The 17942-nt window shown below is 59.9% G+C and carries 12 protein-coding genes and 5 pseudogenes; 14 read left to right on the top strand and 3 right to left on the bottom strand.

The genetic code is table 11. The features are described 5' to 3' along the window. Positions 1 to 276: 276 nt before the first annotated feature. On the bottom strand, positions 277 to 1494 hold the full coding sequence (locus HF916_RS10645) for an NAD(P)/FAD-dependent oxidoreductase (protein ID WP_168788773.1): 1218 nt from the start codon (positions 1492 to 1494) through the stop codon (positions 277 to 279). Between the two features lie 723 nt (positions 1495 to 2217). Between HF916_RS10645 and HF916_RS10640 the strand changes: the two genes are divergently transcribed. Both HF916_RS10640 and HF916_RS49895 read left to right on the top strand, forming a co-directional pair. Further along, the gene (locus tag HF916_RS10640) at positions 2218 to 2403 is read left to right on the top strand and encodes a hypothetical protein (RefSeq protein WP_168788772.1); all 186 of its coding nucleotides are present in this window, start codon (positions 2218 to 2220) and stop codon (positions 2401 to 2403) included. Between the two features lie 124 nt (positions 2404 to 2527). Continuing rightward, positions 2528 to 2737: pseudogene (locus HF916_RS49895) on the top strand (IS5/IS1182 family transposase); the annotation flags it as partial. A 1255-nt stretch (positions 2738 to 3992) separates the two neighbouring features. Here HF916_RS49895 and HF916_RS50815 read toward each other — a convergent pair. Continuing rightward, a pseudogene (locus tag HF916_RS50815) lies at positions 3993 to 4241 on the bottom strand (hypothetical protein); the annotation flags it as partial. Between the two features lie 63 nt (positions 4242 to 4304). Here HF916_RS50815 and HF916_RS10630 point away from each other — a divergent pair. From HF916_RS10630 to HF916_RS10595, 8 genes and pseudogenes are all read left to right on the top strand, one after another. Then, a pseudogene (locus HF916_RS10630) lies at positions 4305 to 4607 on the top strand (Tn3 family transposase); the annotation flags it as partial. A gap of 120 nt (positions 4608 to 4727) precedes the next feature. Next, positions 4728 to 5276 (top strand): annotated as a pseudogene (locus HF916_RS10625) (hypothetical protein). A gap of 269 nt (positions 5277 to 5545) precedes the next feature. After that, on the top strand, positions 5546 to 5848 hold the full coding sequence (locus tag HF916_RS10620) for a type II toxin-antitoxin system HigB family toxin (RefSeq protein WP_168788770.1): 303 nt from the start codon (positions 5546 to 5548) through the stop codon (positions 5846 to 5848). Between the two features lie 5 nt (positions 5849 to 5853). Beyond that, a complete protein-coding gene (locus HF916_RS10615) occupies positions 5854 to 6210 on the top strand; it encodes a helix-turn-helix domain-containing protein (RefSeq protein ID WP_168788769.1) in 357 nt (118 codons plus the stop codon). A 75-nt stretch (positions 6211 to 6285) separates the two neighbouring features. Continuing rightward, the gene (locus tag HF916_RS10610) at positions 6286 to 6711 is read left to right on the top strand and encodes a hypothetical protein (protein ID WP_168788768.1); all 426 of its coding nucleotides are present in this window, start codon (positions 6286 to 6288) and stop codon (positions 6709 to 6711) included. A 35-nt stretch (positions 6712 to 6746) separates the two neighbouring features. Beyond that, positions 6747 to 6965 (top strand): hypothetical protein, encoded by a 219-nt coding sequence (locus HF916_RS10605; RefSeq protein WP_168788767.1) that lies wholly within the window; start codon positions 6747 to 6749, stop codon positions 6963 to 6965. A 1050-nt stretch (positions 6966 to 8015) separates the two neighbouring features. Further along, positions 8016 to 8707: pseudogene (locus HF916_RS10600) on the top strand (IS6 family transposase). A 743-nt stretch (positions 8708 to 9450) separates the two neighbouring features. Then, a complete protein-coding gene (locus tag HF916_RS10595) occupies positions 9451 to 11853 on the top strand; it encodes a S53 family peptidase (RefSeq protein WP_240975232.1) in 2403 nt (800 codons plus the stop codon). Positions 11854 to 12255: 402 nt separating this feature from the next. On the opposite strand, the gene HF916_RS10590 is transcribed toward HF916_RS10595, so the two are convergent. Further along, positions 12256 to 12606 (bottom strand): hypothetical protein, encoded by a 351-nt coding sequence (locus HF916_RS10590; RefSeq protein WP_168788766.1) that lies wholly within the window; start codon positions 12604 to 12606, stop codon positions 12256 to 12258. Positions 12607 to 13495: 889 nt separating this feature from the next. Here HF916_RS10590 and HF916_RS10580 point away from each other — a divergent pair. From HF916_RS10580 to HF916_RS10565, 4 genes are all read left to right on the top strand, one after another. Further along, positions 13496 to 13756: a hypothetical protein gene (locus HF916_RS10580; RefSeq protein WP_168788765.1), complete on the top strand. Its 261-nt coding sequence runs from the start codon at positions 13496 to 13498 to the stop codon at positions 13754 to 13756. Positions 13757 to 14831: 1075 nt separating this feature from the next. Then, positions 14832 to 15080 carry a hypothetical protein gene (locus HF916_RS10575; RefSeq protein ID WP_168788764.1) on the top strand — a complete coding sequence of 83 codons (249 nt, stop codon included), beginning with the start codon at positions 14832 to 14834 and terminating at the stop codon, positions 15078 to 15080. 132 nt (positions 15081 to 15212) lie between these two features. Further along, positions 15213 to 16247: a winged helix-turn-helix domain-containing protein gene (locus HF916_RS10570; protein WP_168788763.1), complete on the top strand. Its 1035-nt coding sequence runs from the start codon at positions 15213 to 15215 to the stop codon at positions 16245 to 16247. A 1180-nt stretch (positions 16248 to 17427) separates the two neighbouring features. Then, a complete protein-coding gene (locus tag HF916_RS10565; RefSeq protein WP_168787978.1) occupies positions 17428 to 17928 on the top strand; it encodes a phasin family protein in 501 nt (166 codons plus the stop codon). Positions 17929 to 17942: the final 14 nt, after the last annotated feature.

Genomic DNA, 17942 nt, shown 5'->3' with positions numbered 1-17942 from the left:
AGTAACCCCTGCAAATCGGCTACGGGGCTGTCGTTATCTGAAACGCTGAAAGTCTGTCACGCGCGGACGTCAGCCGACCGCGTCGGGCTGTAGTCGGCCAGTTACGGACTTTGGCCCACGCTTTCTCCCGGACGTTCGAACGTCGGCTCCGCCCAGATCGCGGACCTTCGTGCGCGAATCATGTCAGTCTCGTCGTCGCCAGGAGTGGCCATTCTGCTCGACCCAAGACACTCGCTCGCCTCCGAAACGACCACGGGGAATACGTCGACGACGGGGTTATCTTGCGCCGTAAAAATGACGGTACTGCCACGATGCCTGCTTCTTCAACTCATCGTCTGGCCATGGCCCGGTGCCAAATCTGCTGGCAGAAAGAGGCGTCAGGTCAATTGGAGGTGCGCCGTCGATGATCCACGCGGCAAGCGCTTCGCCCAGTGCCGGGGCAATGGACAGGCCCGCGACATTACAGCCGCTCGCGAAGTAGAATCCACGAATTGCCGCAACTGGCCCGACAATGTGCTGTCCATCTGCAGTCATCGTTGGCAGCGCACCGCGATGCTCACGCACCGCTGTCTTGAGAAGGACGGGAAGCTGAGCCTCGACGTCCCGACCGTAGCGCCAGAGCACCTCGGCATCAAGCGACAGATCCTTGACGTCGAAGTTGGTGTCGAAGTCGTTCATGTCGAAGAACGTCGGATTGTCCTCGTAGACCCCCCAGAGAAAACCGCCGTCACAGGGCCGCATATAGACGGCAGCGTCCATGATCCGGACCATCGGCAATTCTGGTCGGGAACCGGGTACCGGCTCGGTGACGAACAATTGCTGCGCTGTCGGGATAAGGGGAATACGAATTCCGCTGGCTTCGGCCACTTGTCGCGTCCAGGCGCCAGCCGCATCGACGACAACCGGGGCGCGCATGCGACCGCACGTGGTGTCGACACCTGTGACCTCGCCATCCTCAATCAGGACGCGCGTGACCGGAGTCTTCGGCAGTACCTCCACACCGTGCGCCTGCGCCGCACGAGCGAAGCCGACAGCCAGTTGGGTGGGATTGAAATACATGTCGTCGCCGATGCGCATCACCGCCGCTACTCCCATCGTTTCGAGAAACGGGTTGAGCCGGTGGGCCGCGTTCAGGGAAAGCTCCTCCACGTCTAGGTCGTGGCGCCGGCCGCGCAGGATGTCTTCCTGAATGACCTCGGCATCTTGCGGGCGGCGCGCAACCTTGAGGCTACCCGACTGCACCCAATCCAGCGGCTGGCCGGTGTCCGCAGAGAATCGCCTGATCTTGCTTGCCGCCAACGTTATCAAGTTGATCATCAAGTCATTCTTGCGCAGGCAACTGACCATGCCAGCCGCTCGCGGAGAGGTCTGTGAGCCGATTTCGTGCCGCTCGAGAAGTGCGACGCGATGGGTGCCCCGTTTAGCCAGGTAATACGCTGTAGCCGCTCCAAGTCCACCGGAGCCAATCACGATCACATCCGCGGATTCGGCCATCGCTGCTTCTCCTGCTGGTCGCGCCGTCGACCTGTCGATCGGGGGCGTTTCAGCCATGATATGCCTCAGGAGCGGGACTGGGGACGGCCGCGAACTCACGGATGACGCTTGGACATCGAAAGCTGCCGTTCATCCGGTGTAACGTTCAACGGCAGAGGCGGGTCGGGAGTGTGAGTTCGCCGATGCAGGAAACTGCCGTCCGGCTGCTCGATGCCGTCACCGTCAGCAATCCGCCGCCGCATTGCTGACGTAGAACCCAGCCCGCCCCAATGACGGCTCAGGCCGACTTGCGGACACCAAGGAATTGGTCGCGCTGCGCGAGCTACCCCGCGTGATGCCACTGTCGCCGCGCGGCGACAGCGGGGTGTCGTCGCCGCTCCAAACCGGATCCACCAACGCCGTGTGCTCGAACGTGACGTCAGGAGGCTTCGATCGGATTCCAAGCCTCGAGGACATCGTACGGACACGGGATACGCAGGCGGACCGCATGTGTCGTGATCTAACCCACAGCGCCAGACGAAGAGTTGGATCCAACCCACCAGCCGCAGCGCGCGCGTCTGTCTACGAATTCGCACTGGTCACTATTTTCAACTAGTTGTGCGTTCGCTTACCGCGGTGCCCCCGTTTGGCACGCACTTTGCCTTAATCCCCATCGAGGAGTGGCGACACCCTCAAAACAAGCCCCGACATTCCTAACTGACTGATTTCCCTTGGAGAATCGAAATGAACACGCTGGTAATCAAAGACCTCCCCGTAGCCGTCGAGATGGATCGCACTGCAATGACCGCCGTCAGCGGCGGCAGGTTGCCGCAGCAGATCGTGAACATCATCCAGGCCGTTTCCGACTATGCAAACGACTCTCCTACCCAGCACAGTTTTAGTGGCAGTGGGGCTTCTGTGACGTACTAACCGAAACACGGTGATTTCGTAGCTCAAGGCCCCCTCCAACGAGGGGCCTCTTTGCATTCGCTTCCGGTGACTTTATCTGCGCTGCCCCGATACCGACCGTTCCGCTTCAGCTCGACGGGTTGTTAGCACGATTCTCCAGTTTCGCCATCTGCTCGAAACGCATGGTCTGGCGGGGCAAATACTCGCGCCGGCCAACCAGATCCTGACGGAGAAAGGCTTGATGCTATAGGCTGGCTCCGCAGTCGACGCCACGCTGACTGCCGCGCCCAGTTTTACAAAGAACGGTTCCAGTACCCGGGATCCAGAAATACAATCGACGCAGAAAGGCGGCCACTCTAACGCTAAAAAAGCTGCCGTCCGGCCAATCGATGCCGCCACCGTCAGTGATCAACCGCAGTCCTGACGTAGAACTCGGCTGGCCCCAATGTTGACTAAGGCCGATGACTTGCCTTTGATCGACGGTGCGCGGTGACCGCTGCACTCCGGTCTCCTCGGCGACGTGCGCATCCACAAGCTCGTTTTAGTTGGGTCCGTACCGCATGCCGCCCCCGTCTCGCCATAGAGGCCGCCGGCAACAAAGCAGCCAGCATCCGGGGCAGCAGCGGTTGACAAGTCCAAGGCCAGCATCTCCTCCCTTATAATTATCGATTGGACAGTGATTTCACCGGCGGAGAGCCCCACTATATGAGTCAGCCACATGGGCGATATTCGGGACCTCGAGACAAGGGTCCGCGCCAATCGCGCCAACCTTCGAAAACGACATCCCACCGACAGAACAAGCCATACGTAAAAACGCCGCCCGCGCGAGACCCGGCCCAGACGGCGTCCATTTTCAAAACGCGTTCGTTCAAGTGGCTGGTTGATGCCGTGGGCGCAGAGAATATCGCACTGGGACTCGATTCGAACCTAACACGCGTGAACGAGTTGATCAACGGCGAGAGATTCACACCCGAGACGGCCTTCCACATTGAAACGACGCTCGGTCTGCCCGACGGATTTTTCGATCAGCCCAACCCCGCTCTCACGTCCGGGACCCTCAGTCGTTTGAGGGCGCCGCTCGACTTTATCCACGCGAATGCCGAACCGGAACCGGTGGATGGGCAGGGATTGGAACCGGCTCCCGCAATACCTGCGAATCACCACCCTACTCCCACTGACCGATTGCCCAGGGAATCAGAAATGTCAAAGAGAACCGCCGGCGGCTCGCCACAGGCTGTCGCGCAGAGCAAACCTGCTGCAGCAAAGACTGCGACGGTTCCCTCGTCGAAATCGGCATCAGCGAAAGTCAAAGCATCCATGAAGTCGGGCGCCCAGCAATCCCTGCCGCTGAACGACGTGGCGGCTCTGCAGAGCATTCGTCGCGCCAACCTGCACGTACTCACCTCCCGCAAGGGCTCGAAAGTGCGACTCAGCGCGGTGATGGGTATCAGCGCCTCCAACCTGGACAATCGTCTGTATGGACAGAAGCGCATGGATGACGCTGAAACCAACCGTTTCACTGAACGCCTTGGGCTGCCAACCGCCTGGCTGGACGTTCCGCGTTCAGTCACGGACATTCCCGAGCCGGTGACCGCCCTGCTCGATCCACAGTCGATTGCACGATTGACCGCAGTGCCGATTGCGCCGGACGAGCTGTCGACGTGTTCGAGCGCAGGCGAAAGCCTTTCGAGCAGCACGACCGCGCCCTCTGCTGCGAGCGCGGGATCGGCGCGGGCGATCTGCCGGATTTCCGTCAGGGCTTCCTTCAGACGCTGGATCGGCAACGCGGACTTCCAGCCAAAGGCGCCACGGCGAAAGCGCGCAACGAAGACCCACTTGTGGGAGGCAGTACGTGTCATGTTCCAGGTCGCGGGTTCAAAGATGTTCATATAGGTAGCGTACACCGCTGCGCCAGGCGACTGCAGTTCGCGCCGCGCGATCGCCACTTCTTCCACAGCAAACTTGCCGGCCTCGTTGGCCGTCATGCAGCGGGGCACTACGGTAAGTGGCTCGTCAAACCCTCGCGCAAATCCAATGACGAGCTGGTCATCCGTGAATGGCCCGCCGTCCAGCGGATCATGGCCTCGCTCGGGCAGAAGCAGGTCTCGCAGGCCGCCATCGTGCGCAAGCTCTCGAGCTACAAGCGCCAGAACCAGGCGAAAAAGGCACTCTGGGAGCTCGATAACCTGTGCCTTACACGCCACATCCTGCAGTTCATCAACGATGCCTGACCCCGCGCACGGCTGTGTGGTCCTGGGCAACGACAAGGCGCTGATCGCAGACGGGGTTGCGACATCAGGTGCTATTCAGCTCAGATCCAGGCGGACTACCGAAAGTAAGTCAGGATGTTTGGCGCGTACATGAGCATCCGGGAGTTCGCGCAGCTGTACTGGGAGCGCGCCGAGGGCAGCAACGTGAAAATTCCGAAAGCGATGGACGCGGCGCTCTCTGCTCCCCAGACCGGTGAGGAACGGCGGATCAAGGAAGCGATCGACCCGTTCAACGGCGAGCAGGCAACCAGGCCGGAACAGGAATTGTTCAAATAGCGCGCGCGACTTCCCGGCGCGGAACGCACCCTCTATGAAAACGTGAAACGACGTCGCCTTGAAGGGCGCGTGCTCGTCGAAGGCGAACAGAAGGAAAACGTGGTCCTGGAGTTCAGGCCGCAGCCCGCTCAGGACATGCTCGTCGCCTACCTCTGGTCACACTGGCAGCCCCCTGGTGAGCCGGGACCTTCTGTCGTTCGCGGCCATTACCGATGAGCCGCCACCGGAGATCGCCGCTGCGGTCATGATCGCTGCATCATCCCAATCAAGCCGGAGAATATCGGCGCCTGGCTCTGCCACGAGAGCGGTAACCTTGCTGCACAATATGAGCGTCGAATAGCAGCTTGAGTTCGCCGGGGTCTAACGGTTTACGATTTTGTGAGCCCACTTCACACGTGACCGTCATCGGGCGAATCCGTCAGGAAAGAGCCCCGCCCTTTCACACACCTCCGAAAGAAGCATTTTTCCTCGGACTTCCTATGGCGCGCGAAGCGATTTTCGGCCATATGTTCGCAAACCTTCTCGGAATAGGGGCGAAACGACGGGTGTCCGAGTTCAAGGACTGTGACCGAGGCTTGACACTTGCTTTAGTCCCAAAATGGGACTAAGATGCATTGATGCGAATCATTGCGAAAAGAGTCCTTCTGACATTCTGCGACAAGCACCCGATCGCGCGGCAGTCGCTGCTAGCATGGCATGAGGAAGCGGTAAAGGCCGTCTGGATGACGCCGCAGGACATAAAGGCCAGATATGCGACCGCGAGCTTTGTTGGCCGAAACCGTGTGGTATTTAACATCAAGGGAAACGACTACCGGCTGATTGTTGCGGTCGCATATCGCATCGGGGTCGTCTACATCAAGTTTGTCGGAACGCATGGTGAATACGACAGGATTGATGCTGAAACCGTTGAACTGGAGTGACCAAGATGGAAATCCGTCCAATTCACAACGAACACGATTACAAAGAAGCCTTGCAGACAGTATCTGGCCTGGTCGACGCCGATCCGGCTCCCGGCACTCCGGAAGGAGACCGTTTGGAGGTGTTGGCCACCCTGGTGGAGCGCTATGAAGCTGAGCACTTTCCGCTCGATCTTCCCGATCCCATTGAGGCTATCAAGTTCCGCATGGAGCAGGCCGGGCTGTCTGCCAGCGACATGCAGCCGTATCTTGGCAACCTGAACAGAGTCTACGAAGTGCTCAACCGGAAGCGCGGGCTAAGCCTTGCCATGATTCGCCGTCTGAATCGCGAGTTGAAGATTCCAGCTGAAGTACTCATTGCCTAGGCAAAGCCATTGGCGATCATTGGTTAAGTTTCGCCGCCCAGTAGCAGGACGTGGGTATCGCGAAAGAGGACAAGCATGACATTCAAGATCAAGGCCGCCGATCAGAAGCGCATCGATGCAGCGTTCGGACAACTGACGGCACAGCGGAGCACGTTGGAAGAGTCTGTGCGTGCGTTCAATGAGGCGGTTGCAGCGGCACGTGCGAAGCTGCAACCAGACGTGGACACATATAACGAAAAGGTCGACGCGGCGCGGGGCATGCTCGATGACGTGCATCGCGCCTTTGAAGACGAATTCGATGATAGGTCGGCGAACTGGCAGAACGGAGACAAGGGAATCGCGACGAAGGAATGGATCGATTCGATCAACGCGTTGGCCGAGGCGCTAACTGAGGCAGCGCTCGACGTCTTCCCCGAGTCGCTCGAATTTGAGGATGTGGTCGGCGATGACCCCGTCGAGGACTACAACGAACTGGACAAGGAAGCGCCAGGCGCAGAATAATCCGCTGTGGCCTGAGATACCGAGGAAAAAGCCATATGAAACTCATCCCTATTGCGCTATTCCTGATCCTCACTGGCTGCGGCCAGGCATCGCATGATGCTTCTCCCATGGCATCAGGCCACTACCAACTGGCTGTGGATGGCGGCGGCAACGCGTGGAGATTAGATACAAACACGGGCGAAATGAAGCGTTGTTGGCAAGGCACCCCACCTGCAAAAACGGCACCGAGTTGCTATACCGCGACTCAGGAGTGACACGATCCCGTCGTGTCTAACGGAAGGAAACATGAGACAGACCCGTCGTCGTAGCAGCACAAGGGTCACCATTCCGAAAAGCCGTTTGGCGCAATAAGGGACCTGCTATGCTGAAGTCCCGAGAACGAACGATCGGATCGATGAAGCAGAACCTGAATCCAGCTGTGGCGAAGGTGCTCAAGCGTCTGCACTATCCGCTTGATGGTGCGACACGTGTCGCCGTCAGCCGCGCGTCAAGCGGCAGGTAGTTGACGGTAAAGCTCGTCCTGGTCTTGTCGTACGCGGCGATCGGAAACGATTGCAGTGCTGCGACCTGCTGTACGACCAGCAGTTGCCTATCCAGACATGCGCAGCCGGTAACGGTTGGGTGTGAAGCTCTGGAGACAACGTACCTCTTGACTGACGGTTCACCCCGGCGACGGGGAAGGAATCGACACTGCCAGCCGCCGTGCGGTGTGAGGTGCAAGGCAAGTTCCGCATGCGCAACATAGGTGAACTGTTGATAAACCTCGTGAGGATAGCTGGGCCAAAGCGGCTGTCAGGCCCAAACCAAAAAGGTGTGTAGCCGGTTGCTTCGATCATCTAACGGAGCACGTCGTCACAAGTGCTACCGGGGGAAAGACAGGCGCTAAACGGACAGGCCCGTCTGAACAGTCGGGTCGGCGGGGACGGGAACGTGGTAAGCCCAATTGTCCGCCAATGCCAGACCTTTGGCCATGGCAGGTGACCCGCGAGGGAAGCTGTTGGACAAGTGGGGATGAGAACGCGGAAAAAGCGAATGGCGGGTGGTAATAGCTCGCATAGGGGTTCAGGATTTGCCCCGACCCGAAAGGGTGCAGACTTCCGCGTGGTGCAGTTGTCGCAGGTCCGCATTAGAGATTCACTGAAGGGAAGCTTGTGAGAGGCCGGTATCGTTACGGTTCAGCGCCCTTCGTCTCAGCGATGAGGCGAATCAACAATGTGATGCTTGCGAAGGGCTCGTGCAGTTGGCGAGACCGGCGTCAGTGCGACGTTTAATGCTGTGCTCGAGCGCAGTGCGGTGAAAGTCGCATGCTGCGTTCTTCGGGGGCCGCGTTTCCGAGAGGGAATGTGGCTACCCTCTTAATCCTTCTCTGCGTGCGCTGGTATGTTGCGTATCCGCTGAGTCTGCGCCACCTCGAGCAGATGATGGCCGACCGCGGCATTGAGGTTGACCACTCGAGCGTGCATCGCTGGGTCATCAAGCTCGTACCTCTGTTCGAGAAAGCTTTTCGCCGGCACAAACGTCCGGTCGGCAAGAGCTAGAGGATGGATGAAACCTACGTTAAGGTGCGCTGCCAGTGGAAGTATTTGTATCGCGCAGTGGACAAGGCCGGTAATACGGTCGATTTCCTGTTGTGTGCGCATCGCGACAAGGCTGCCGCGCGCCGCTACTTCGAGAAGGCCATCGATCGAAACGGCGCGCCTGAGAGCGTGACCATGGACAAAAGCGGCGCCAATCTCGCCGCGCTCGAAGCAATCAATGCCAGTTGTGATGCGCCCATCAAGATCCGCCAGTCCAAATATCTCAATAATCTGGTCGAGCAGGACCATCGGGCGATCAAGCGACGCACGCGGCCCATGCTGGGGTTCAAGACTTTTCGCTGTGCCAGGATCCTTTGGCCGGCATTGAGGTTATGCACATGATCGAGAAAGGACAGAGAAAGTGTGCTCGCGGAACCCATCCGTCGGCCGCTGATCAATTCTATGATCTCGCAATATAAGTAGTGCTCCGCATATCGATTTCATTTGCCCCTTGATCCTTACCGCGACAAAGCCGGATCGAACGATTGTGTTTAGCGATGCGCCACGCGGCCCTTCTTTTTAAGGACAATCCCTACTATCCAGACGTGGAAGCGGCGCGCCGTAGAGGCTGAAAATGTGGCCCCGTTTCCGCGCGCTGCATGCGATGTTCCCGTCGGATAAAAAATGGTAATGTCCTCTCACCGTCTGTCCGGCAACTAACCCGCGAATGGCCATCGAGCTTGCTCGCGCGGTGCCGACAGGCCAATCATCGCTTTGTGCGCCCCAACCCCGTATCCAATGTGACGCGAACAACGATGATCCAGCTCAATCGGATTGCTATCGGCCTTGTCGAAACCGACGAGCACGCCCAATTCTCTGATTATTTCGCGAGGCCGGCAGCCCGTTCCATTTCATTAGGTAAACGTAACGCGTGGGCAGGCTTGAATCGCTCACGTGGCATCGTCACGGCAATCTGGGCCGCTTGCGCGCTGGTGTCCGGATTAGGCGCATGCAGCTCGCAAGTGCAGACATCGCCCGTTCCACCGTCTGCCCAGCCACCTGCAAGCGTCAAACTCTGGTGCGCCGAACCGCCCGGCTATTACCCGTCCGTACAGACCTGTGCGAGCGGCTGGCAGCGACGCGCGCCCGATCTGCCCGCCTCCGCGGTTTCTCCACCCGTGCTGGTAATTCCGGTCCAGCCTCCGGCAGAAGGACGATCCCAATGAAAACTATCCGACCGGTTCGTTGCACGCTCGCGCGTGCCACCTTTGTGACCGCAGCGCTCGCGCCGCTACTGCTGGCGGGATGCGGCGGCAGCAGTGACGACTCGACGGCGTCGAGCGGCACGAGCTCCGCGAAGCTCGCCGACACCTCGTCAGGCACGAGTTCGGTGTCGTTGTCGCCGCTGTCGAGCACGGTGGCGAGCACGCTGGTGAGGCCGGCGTTCTACACGGCCCCGGTGGTGTTGAACGCGCCTTCTGACATCGACAGCGCGGCGCCTTTCGCGTCGGCCAATCGGCCTCCTGCCACACAAGCGTGGACGTCGACAATGGCGCCCGTGTCGCTTGCGCAGTTGACGCCGCAAACGATTGCACGGTACGCCACGAGGACTGCGCGGGCGGCGTCGAATTCAACGCAGGTGACGACGTATACGCCGGCGCAGATTCGCGCGGCCTATCAGCTACCGCCGCTGCCGTCGTCGTGGAGCAATCTGAGCACGAGCGAGTCCACGCGAATGGGCGCCGGCCAGACGATTTACGTGATCGACGCAATGAGTGATCCGAACATCGTCAAGGAACTCGCGGCGTTCAACCAGAAATTCGGCTTGCCGGGCTGCACGACGACCACCATCGCGCCGAACGCGTCGCTGCCGCTCGCGGCCCCTAGCAGCAACGCGTGCCAGTTCTCGGTCGTGCACTCGACGACCAGCGGCGCGATGACGTCGAACGCGCCGTCGTACGACTCGGGCTGGGCCACCGAAATCGCGCTCGACGTGCAGTGGGTCCACGCTACCGCGCCGCTCGCGCGCATCGTGCTGATCCAGGCGCCGGATGCGTCGACCAGCAGCCTGATCGCGGCGGTCAACCTCGCAAACGCGATGGGGCCTGGCGTCGTGTCGATGAGCTTCGGCGCCCCCGAAGGCTCGTGGACCGGCTCCGTCGATTCGGCGTTCAAGCAGGCGAACATGACCTACGTGGCCGCTACCGGCGATAACGGCACCGGCGTCGAATGGCCGTCCGTGTCGCCGAACGTGCTGGCCGTCGGCGGCACCCATCTGAGTTACGACGGCACCACCAGGAACGAAACGGTGTGGTCAGGTACCGGCGGCGGAATTAGTCAGTACACCTCGGCACCGGCGTATCAGAACACGTCGGTGCCTAGCCTCGGCACGCTGACGACGCGCTCGGTTGCCGACGTGTCGTTCAACGCGGATCCGTTCAGCGGTCAGTATGTCGCGGTCATCACGCCCGACGCGGCCGCGCCGAGCTGGTACAGCGTCGGCGGCACCAGTCTGTCGACCCCGCAATGGGCCGGCATCGTCGCCATTGCCAATGCGCAGCGCGCGCGCGACAGTCTCGGCGCACTCGGCCTCATGCAGACGCAGTTGTACGGTACCGTCTCGACCGACGCGGGTCTGTACGCGACTGCGTTCTACGACGTCACTTCGGGCAACGACGGTTACTGCTCGAGCTGCTCGGCCCATACCGGCTACGATCAGCCGTCGGGTCTCGGCACACCGGCGGTCGGCAGCCTGCTGTCGACGCTCGGCGTGTCCAAGGCGCCGCCGCCGGTCGTGTCGGCCGCGACGGTCAAGGGCACGGCGGGCAACGCACTGTCGTTCACGGTGGCGGCCAGCTCGTCGGACCCGCTCAGCTGGTCGCTCGCGAATGCACCGCAGGGCATGAGTATAGATAGCTCCGGTCAGGTGACATGGGCGCAGCCGGTCGCCGGCACTTACAAGGTGACCGTGACCGCGAAGGATACGGTCACCGGCTCGACGAGCAGCGCGAGTGCGAACGTGACCATCGTCGCGGCATCGAAGCCGGTCGTGCAGGCAGCGACGATCGTGGGCCAGGCGAAACAGCCGCTCAGCTATCAGGTCGACGTCAGTGCGGCCGATCCGCTCAGGTTCTCGCTCAGCCGCGCGCCTTCGGGCATGTCGATAAGCAGCGCCGGCGTGATCAGCTTGAGAACGCCTACGAAGGGCACGTATAGCGTCAGCGTCAAGGCGACCGACACCAGCAACGGCCAGTCCGGTTCGGCGACGATGAGCGTGCGGATCTCGTCCGCGGCAACGGGCCCCGCGATCGCGGCTGCGCCGATCAGCGGTGTTGAGGGCCGCGCGGTCAGCGGCGTGATCGGTATCGAGGACCCTGGCGCGGACAACGTGAAGGTCGACATCAAGGGCGCGCCGTCTGGCATGGTGTTCGTCGAGAGCGGGCCGGGCTTCGTTGCCAAATGGCGGCACCCGGTCGCCGGAACCTACACGCTGACGCTGACGGCGGTCGATTCGGCGGGGCTCAGCTCGCAGGCAAATCTGGTGGTGACGATCGGCACGCGCCGAGCCGACTCGTCGCGCTGCCGCAACGTCGCTGCCGGCGACGTTGCGGCGCGCTGTTGGTGAAAGCGCAGCTTGGGAGTGGGAAGGCAGCGAGTCTGTGGGTCAGCATCGCGGCCGTACAGCGGAAATCTCCTTCGTTAAACTCAGCAACAGTCGTTCGTCGATGGCCTTTGCGAACGACTGCTTCCTAGCAGTGAGCGGTCTTTTCAGCGCCGGCGCACGAATGTCGGCTAAGGCCGAATTGTGCGCGTAGTTCGTCCGTCGGGTTCCGAGGGCTGCAGGCGTTGCAACGACAGGCCTCTCTGCTCACCGAACGGCAGGTTGTGGCCACACCCGGAAATTGGAGAGCAAACTTTCGACTCACACGGGCGGGTCGGCAATGGCTTTCCGCTGCCGACGCTGAGTTGACTGGCGCAGGGCAACGCATCTTGCAGGGTAAAACCGCAACTCGCTCGACGCAGTGCGCTATTTTTGTGCAACGAAGCTGACGCAGATCCGGTGGATGTCGCAAACGATCGGCGACAGGTAGTCGAGCCTCCATCCGTCTGCGAAAAGCGGTGCCAGCGATCGTTCCGTAGTTAGCGGGAAAGTTCGAAGGAGGACCGGCGCCAGTTCGGCGGCAGCGCCCGCCAGCGCAATCCGATCCTGCCAATGACATGTCGTGCCGTTCCCTTTCAGCCAGATACGCGAAAACTCGACCAGGTGATCTGTGCGTACCCAGCTGTCGGTTCGCGCCATTGCGACAAATTCCCCTATCACCAGGTAGCAGAGGAGCTCAGCGCGTGCCTCATCATCAAGCTTCTCAGGGTGTGACATGTCGAAGGACGCTCATCGGATGTATAAGCTGCCGTCAGGTGGCCCATAGCCGGGTTGTGAGGCGACAACCGGCCGCCACGGCGGGAAGCCTCCACGTGGTGCTCGTCGACGGACGGTCGGGTCTCACCGCTCGGTCTGCACGGGGGCCCGTCTGGATGGCATGCGCATCGTGCAGACCGAAGGTTCGTCCTACCGCGTGCGTGAGCGCGCCTATCTGCTGCTCGACCCTCTGCGCCACCGCCCATCCTCCCTGATCCCGTGCCCGCCGAACCCGCTCGCCGGCGGCCGGCCCGCCCACGATTGCCACTCCTGACTACGCCCTGCCGCACGGATACCGGGCAACGGCTATAGGTCGCCATTCAGCGAAAGTATTCTACGGATCGATTTCGCGATGATCGTCTCGTGGGACCGATCGACGAAAATATCGACCACGCCGTCAAGGAGCAAAGCAACGTCTTCCGCCTGCCTGCGCCACCGACGCTGGGCTACCTTTCAGTTCTTCGCGTGCCCGCTTGCGAATCGCGCCATGCGGCGCACGAGCATGTCCGCGATATGTTGGCAAGAGCGCGGCCGCATCCGGCTGAGCGGTGCCACGACAAGCGTGTCGCGCTTCTCGGGAAGGGGGCACTTTCCAGATTCGCGGCGTCCACGCTCATGGCCCCAAGTGACCAGCGACCGCAATCGACGCGTGCATGCCTGCGGTGGCGTTAGCGAAGTCGCCGAGTTGATCGAGGCAGGTGACCTGGTCCGTCAGCAGATCGAGATACTTGCGCGACGGGCATTACGGATGCGTCATCGCTAGCCACGCAGACCCGGCAGCCTCGCGGATGCGCGATACCCAATTCGAGTACACTGAACGCCCCAAATTTCGGCATTCCTGGGAGGCGAAATGTACGACAGACAGGCGCATCGGGGCTTCTCGATCACCGTCAGCACGCGCAATGACGCGGCGGGCGGCTCGCATGTCACGTTGCTCATCGAACAGATATGTGCGAACGGGGATGACGTCCGCGGTGGCGCGCCGATTCCCGAACCGGAACACTACCATTTGTTGCTTACCGGTCCCGCGGCAGCCGGGGAAGCAATGCAACGGGTGAAACGCGCTATAGACGATGCGCTGGGCGATCCCGATCCCTTGGATGAGCTATAGGTAAGAGTAAAGTAAAGGCTCGACACCCGGAATTACTGCCCGCCACTCCAGCGACTGTTCGAATAGGCTGTTGCTCCCGTAATCTTGATAGACCGCCGACCTTATGGTTGTGGGCACCCCCGTCTCGCCGGCAACTGTAAGGTTCGGGTCGACGCCGACGTCGCTTGCCCATGCAGTCAGGTCGTCGGTAAAGTCACAAGCTTCTTCGCGCGGCACACGCAATCTGATCGGTTTCCTGGCATCCCCGAGAACAGGTGAAAGACATTCTGACGGAATGGCTACGCGGAGGCGATGTATGTGTGCAGCGGCACCCGGATGTCGAGTGATTCCAGAACTCCCTCCACGCCTCGGGCGTTCATCGTTGAACGATGACGGCGATCCGACTGATCTCAACTGACCGATCTTGACTCTACGGATCGCCGGTGTAGCCTAAGCTGCACCCTATCTCAGGTCCTGGCTGTCTCTCGGAACCTAAACCTTTTCAAGCCGGCTTCGTGCCGGCTTTTCCAACAGGGAACACGCATTGACTACGTGTCTCACGTCACGAGGTAATCCTTCTTAAGCTTTCCTTCAGTATCCTGCAGTAAATTAGGTCCACACTGTCAGGCGCGGCTGATTGCAACTTGGGCCAGCTGTAGGCTTGGCAGTAGATGTGCGCGTACATAAAAAATTGAGAGATCTGATGCCACGGGGACAAACAGTCGGCGCCGCCATGGCAAATGCTCGCGCACTCTACATGCTTGAACTGGCACGCGGTCGTTCACACGTCAGCAGCACGTTGAGTCCGGCCACTCGGAACAGGGCTATCGAGGAAGCTCTCGGCGAATTTCGCGAACTGTACGGCAAACGGGAAGAAACACTCTTTCAGAAACTGCTTGCAGACGATCTGCACCGGCGAGGCAAAGGGGATGCAGCCACAGCAGTGCTTGCCTTCAGATTCGTCAGTTCGTGAGCGTGGCCGGCGTGCCTCCGACAGGCCTCTATGACTGCTGCGGTTGACCCGGGTATAGCACTCCGAAATATTGCTGGTGGGAGAGAAACGGAGCTGCGGCCACGTATCCATTGGAGATCAACGATGCGACTTCCCAACAGTAGCTTCTGCGTCGATAGCGTTCCCACGTTCTCCGTCGGCCGCTTCTTTGCGCAAGCGCGGATTTCTCAGAGCCACCCCGCCACCCATGAACAGATCGAGATCTACGCGGCGATCAACCTTCCAGATTTCGCCACTGAAGCTGAAGCCATCGCGTTCTCGAACAAATGGGCGGTCGCGTGGATCCATGAGAATTTTCTCGAACTCACTGCCACGAAGGGCGCATACGCCTAGCGAAACGCAGCAGATCCGGAGAGCCCCGATCTTGGAACGTCCCTGTTCAACTGCGGATTCAGCCGGTCGATTCAGCAGCTCGCTGAAATCGCCAAGCTGACTTTTTCTGTGCCGCACAAAAACTCTGACTGTATGGAACGGATACCGCTTGCGCGCCGCAAAGCGCTTGCCGCAGAACTGCTTTTGAAAGGAGAGCGTCCCACGGACATCTCCCGTAAGACTGGCTTGAGCTTCCCTACCTTACGCAAATACAAGGCACTGCTGGACAGCGGCGGCCCGGCTTCGCTTGCCCGGTTAAGCAAGCGTGGATCGAGATCACGGCTGGACGAGGAGGCTTTGAGCTGGCTTGTCAGCGCTATTAAACATTCACCGAATCTCCATGGTATTGCAGCGACCTGCTGGACTGTAGAGCAGGTACGCAATCTTATTCTTCAACGCTTCGGAGTCGACTACTCGGCTTCACACGTCGCGCATATCATTCGGGAACACGGCCTGGCCTATCGTCTCACTTTTACGGCGGCCGACGCGCATGCCCAGCGACGACAAAGGCCTGTTAGCGACAGAGATGCAGTCCGAAGAAAAGCTGCCGCGGAAATGCTTGTGGCAGGCCAGAGCGCGGAGCAGGTTTCGGAAGCACTGAACATCGGCTTGCGAACCGTCAAGACATATGAATCGATGGTGGGACGCGAGGGGCTTGTTGCGCTGGATCAGCTGGCAACCCGCGACCATCGTTCGACTCTCGATTCGAAGGCGCTTGAAAGGCTGAAGGTCGCACTGGAAAAAGGGCCACGCGTTCACGGTTTTGAATCTGACTTGTGGCGCAATCGCGATGTGCAGGCGCTAATCCAGCACAGATTCGGCATTTACCATTCCAACGGCTACGTTCGTCAACTGGTCACGAAGTTGGGACTCGCCGATCGCATGCACCCGCCGAAACGGCGCACCGAGAAAAAGCGTGTCACGATCAACGACGAGGTGCTTGGGTGGGTAGCCATGACCGTGAAGCAGTCACCCAGAGAGCACGGGATCGAGGGTGACCATTGGAATAACGCGCGCTTACGCGCAGTCGTTCAACAGCGTCTGGGGGTCGAATTTTCTCGAGGATATATCCGCGAGATTGCCATCCATGCCGGCGTGGCCGACATGGTTACAAGGCGACAGGACTGAATCTCCTGGGGCCCATACGGATGCCTTGGTGCGACGATAGCTGCCGCATGCGCAAACAGCCACGGAATTGCTGAGAGTCGTCGCCTGATCAAGCTAACGCCCCGCCTTTGAGCCACCGCCGACGGGGGCGTAAGGAGTAAAGCAGCGGTCATTCCGTTTGGCGCAACAACAATCCCTCAAGGAGGCTAAGGGAAAACCGGTCAACGTCGCCTAGCCAGGCAAACACTGTCCACACAGCCCCGGGAACCGAGAGTTGGCTATGCGATTAACCCCATGATATGGCTTGCCGCGCATTTTATCTGGCCGGGATTTGAGACGAAATGTCGTTACGGATCGTATGTGTCTCGGCCTGGCTCCCGTCCAACGTGCTCTCCCGATTGCAAATCCATGCAAATGCCCATTGTTGGGAGACCTCGATGGCCTCTTCCTCCGTATCGAACCAGGAAAGATTACGCTCAATGTACATTTCACTATCCATGTCAGCGTCGCTAGCGCGTACAAGCCGCGCATGCGCAAAGAATTTCCCAAAAGAAAAATTCGGGGCCGCGTCAATGATCCACCCACGGTATCCGCAGTTCATGATGACCTCCGATACAGTTCATCGATTCAAAAAGGGCAACGCATGGATATATCTGGCCGTGACTCACGCGTTTCCGGCTGGGCCGTAAAAAACCCCGCTCGACGTATGCTCGCGATTACTGAAACCGCTGAACAGGCGCGGCCTTTGGGCGCGTTTGCCACGCTGCGACAGGAGACGCAGATATGGCCTTCAATAGGACGAACGCCTTTCGCCGACCCAACGCGGATCGTGGCCCCAAGTGAGCGTGCGTCGATTACCTTTCGGAGCGGTCACTCCACGCCGTCAGGACGACTGAGCCGAACAATAGCCGGCTTTTGCCGCCTCTCACCCGCCCATTCGGACCAGCGTAAGAAGCGCCTCACAGAGCCCCGATTGGCACGAAACGCGATGGCCGATGCCTTTCCGGTGGTCGGCATTTGCATTCACGCGATATCGATGGCGCATCGGGAACGCCCGTTGCGTCAACTGCTTTGGAGAGCGCCGGCAAGGCGACTTCACGCGATAAGCCGCGCGCTCCGATTTGTTCTACTTCCAGCCAGCGGCGGGCCGATGGTATCTTCACGCGGGCGGGCGTCTGCTTTCTCCTTCCAGGAGCGTTCCATGAATGCAACTACTCTGAAATATCGTCCGCTCCGCCCCGGCAGCGCCGGAACGCTGAAAGTCTACGACTGGATGCTCGGTGCCGCTGCTGAGCTTGAGAAAGTGGCAAGTTTGAATTCACTTACCGTTAGGACCTCGCCGCACGAACAAAGATTTTCTGCTGAGGCGTCGCTTTATGCGCAGTCCGTTCGTGAAGCGATTGCCCTCCAGTCGAACCAGCTGCACGCCACGCTGATAAAAACATTCACTTATTGCCGGCACATCGAAGAGATCGCTGCAGAAAGTGGCGATTTCTTCGCTACTGTGATGCTGGTGAATGTTCAGAGTTTCGTGACGACAATGAGAGCGTTGATTGGCGCTCAGCCAGCGGAAAAGGAGCGTGCCACGTCAGAGCCGGTTAGGCCAAGTCTGCCCACGTATGCTGCCCGCAGGGAAATTGTGACCGCACCCGAATCAACAGCATTTTTCGCTGAGCGAGTGCCACGCGGGCGCATGCATTGAGAGGGAGCTGTCAC

The sequence above is a fragment of the Paraburkholderia aromaticivorans genome, from assembly GCF_012689525.1.
Classification (GTDB): domain Bacteria; phylum Pseudomonadota; class Gammaproteobacteria; order Burkholderiales; family Burkholderiaceae; genus Paraburkholderia; species Paraburkholderia aromaticivorans_A.
The sequence above is the reverse complement of the archived record's forward strand: the minus strand, read 5'-3'. Positions and strand labels throughout refer to the sequence as shown.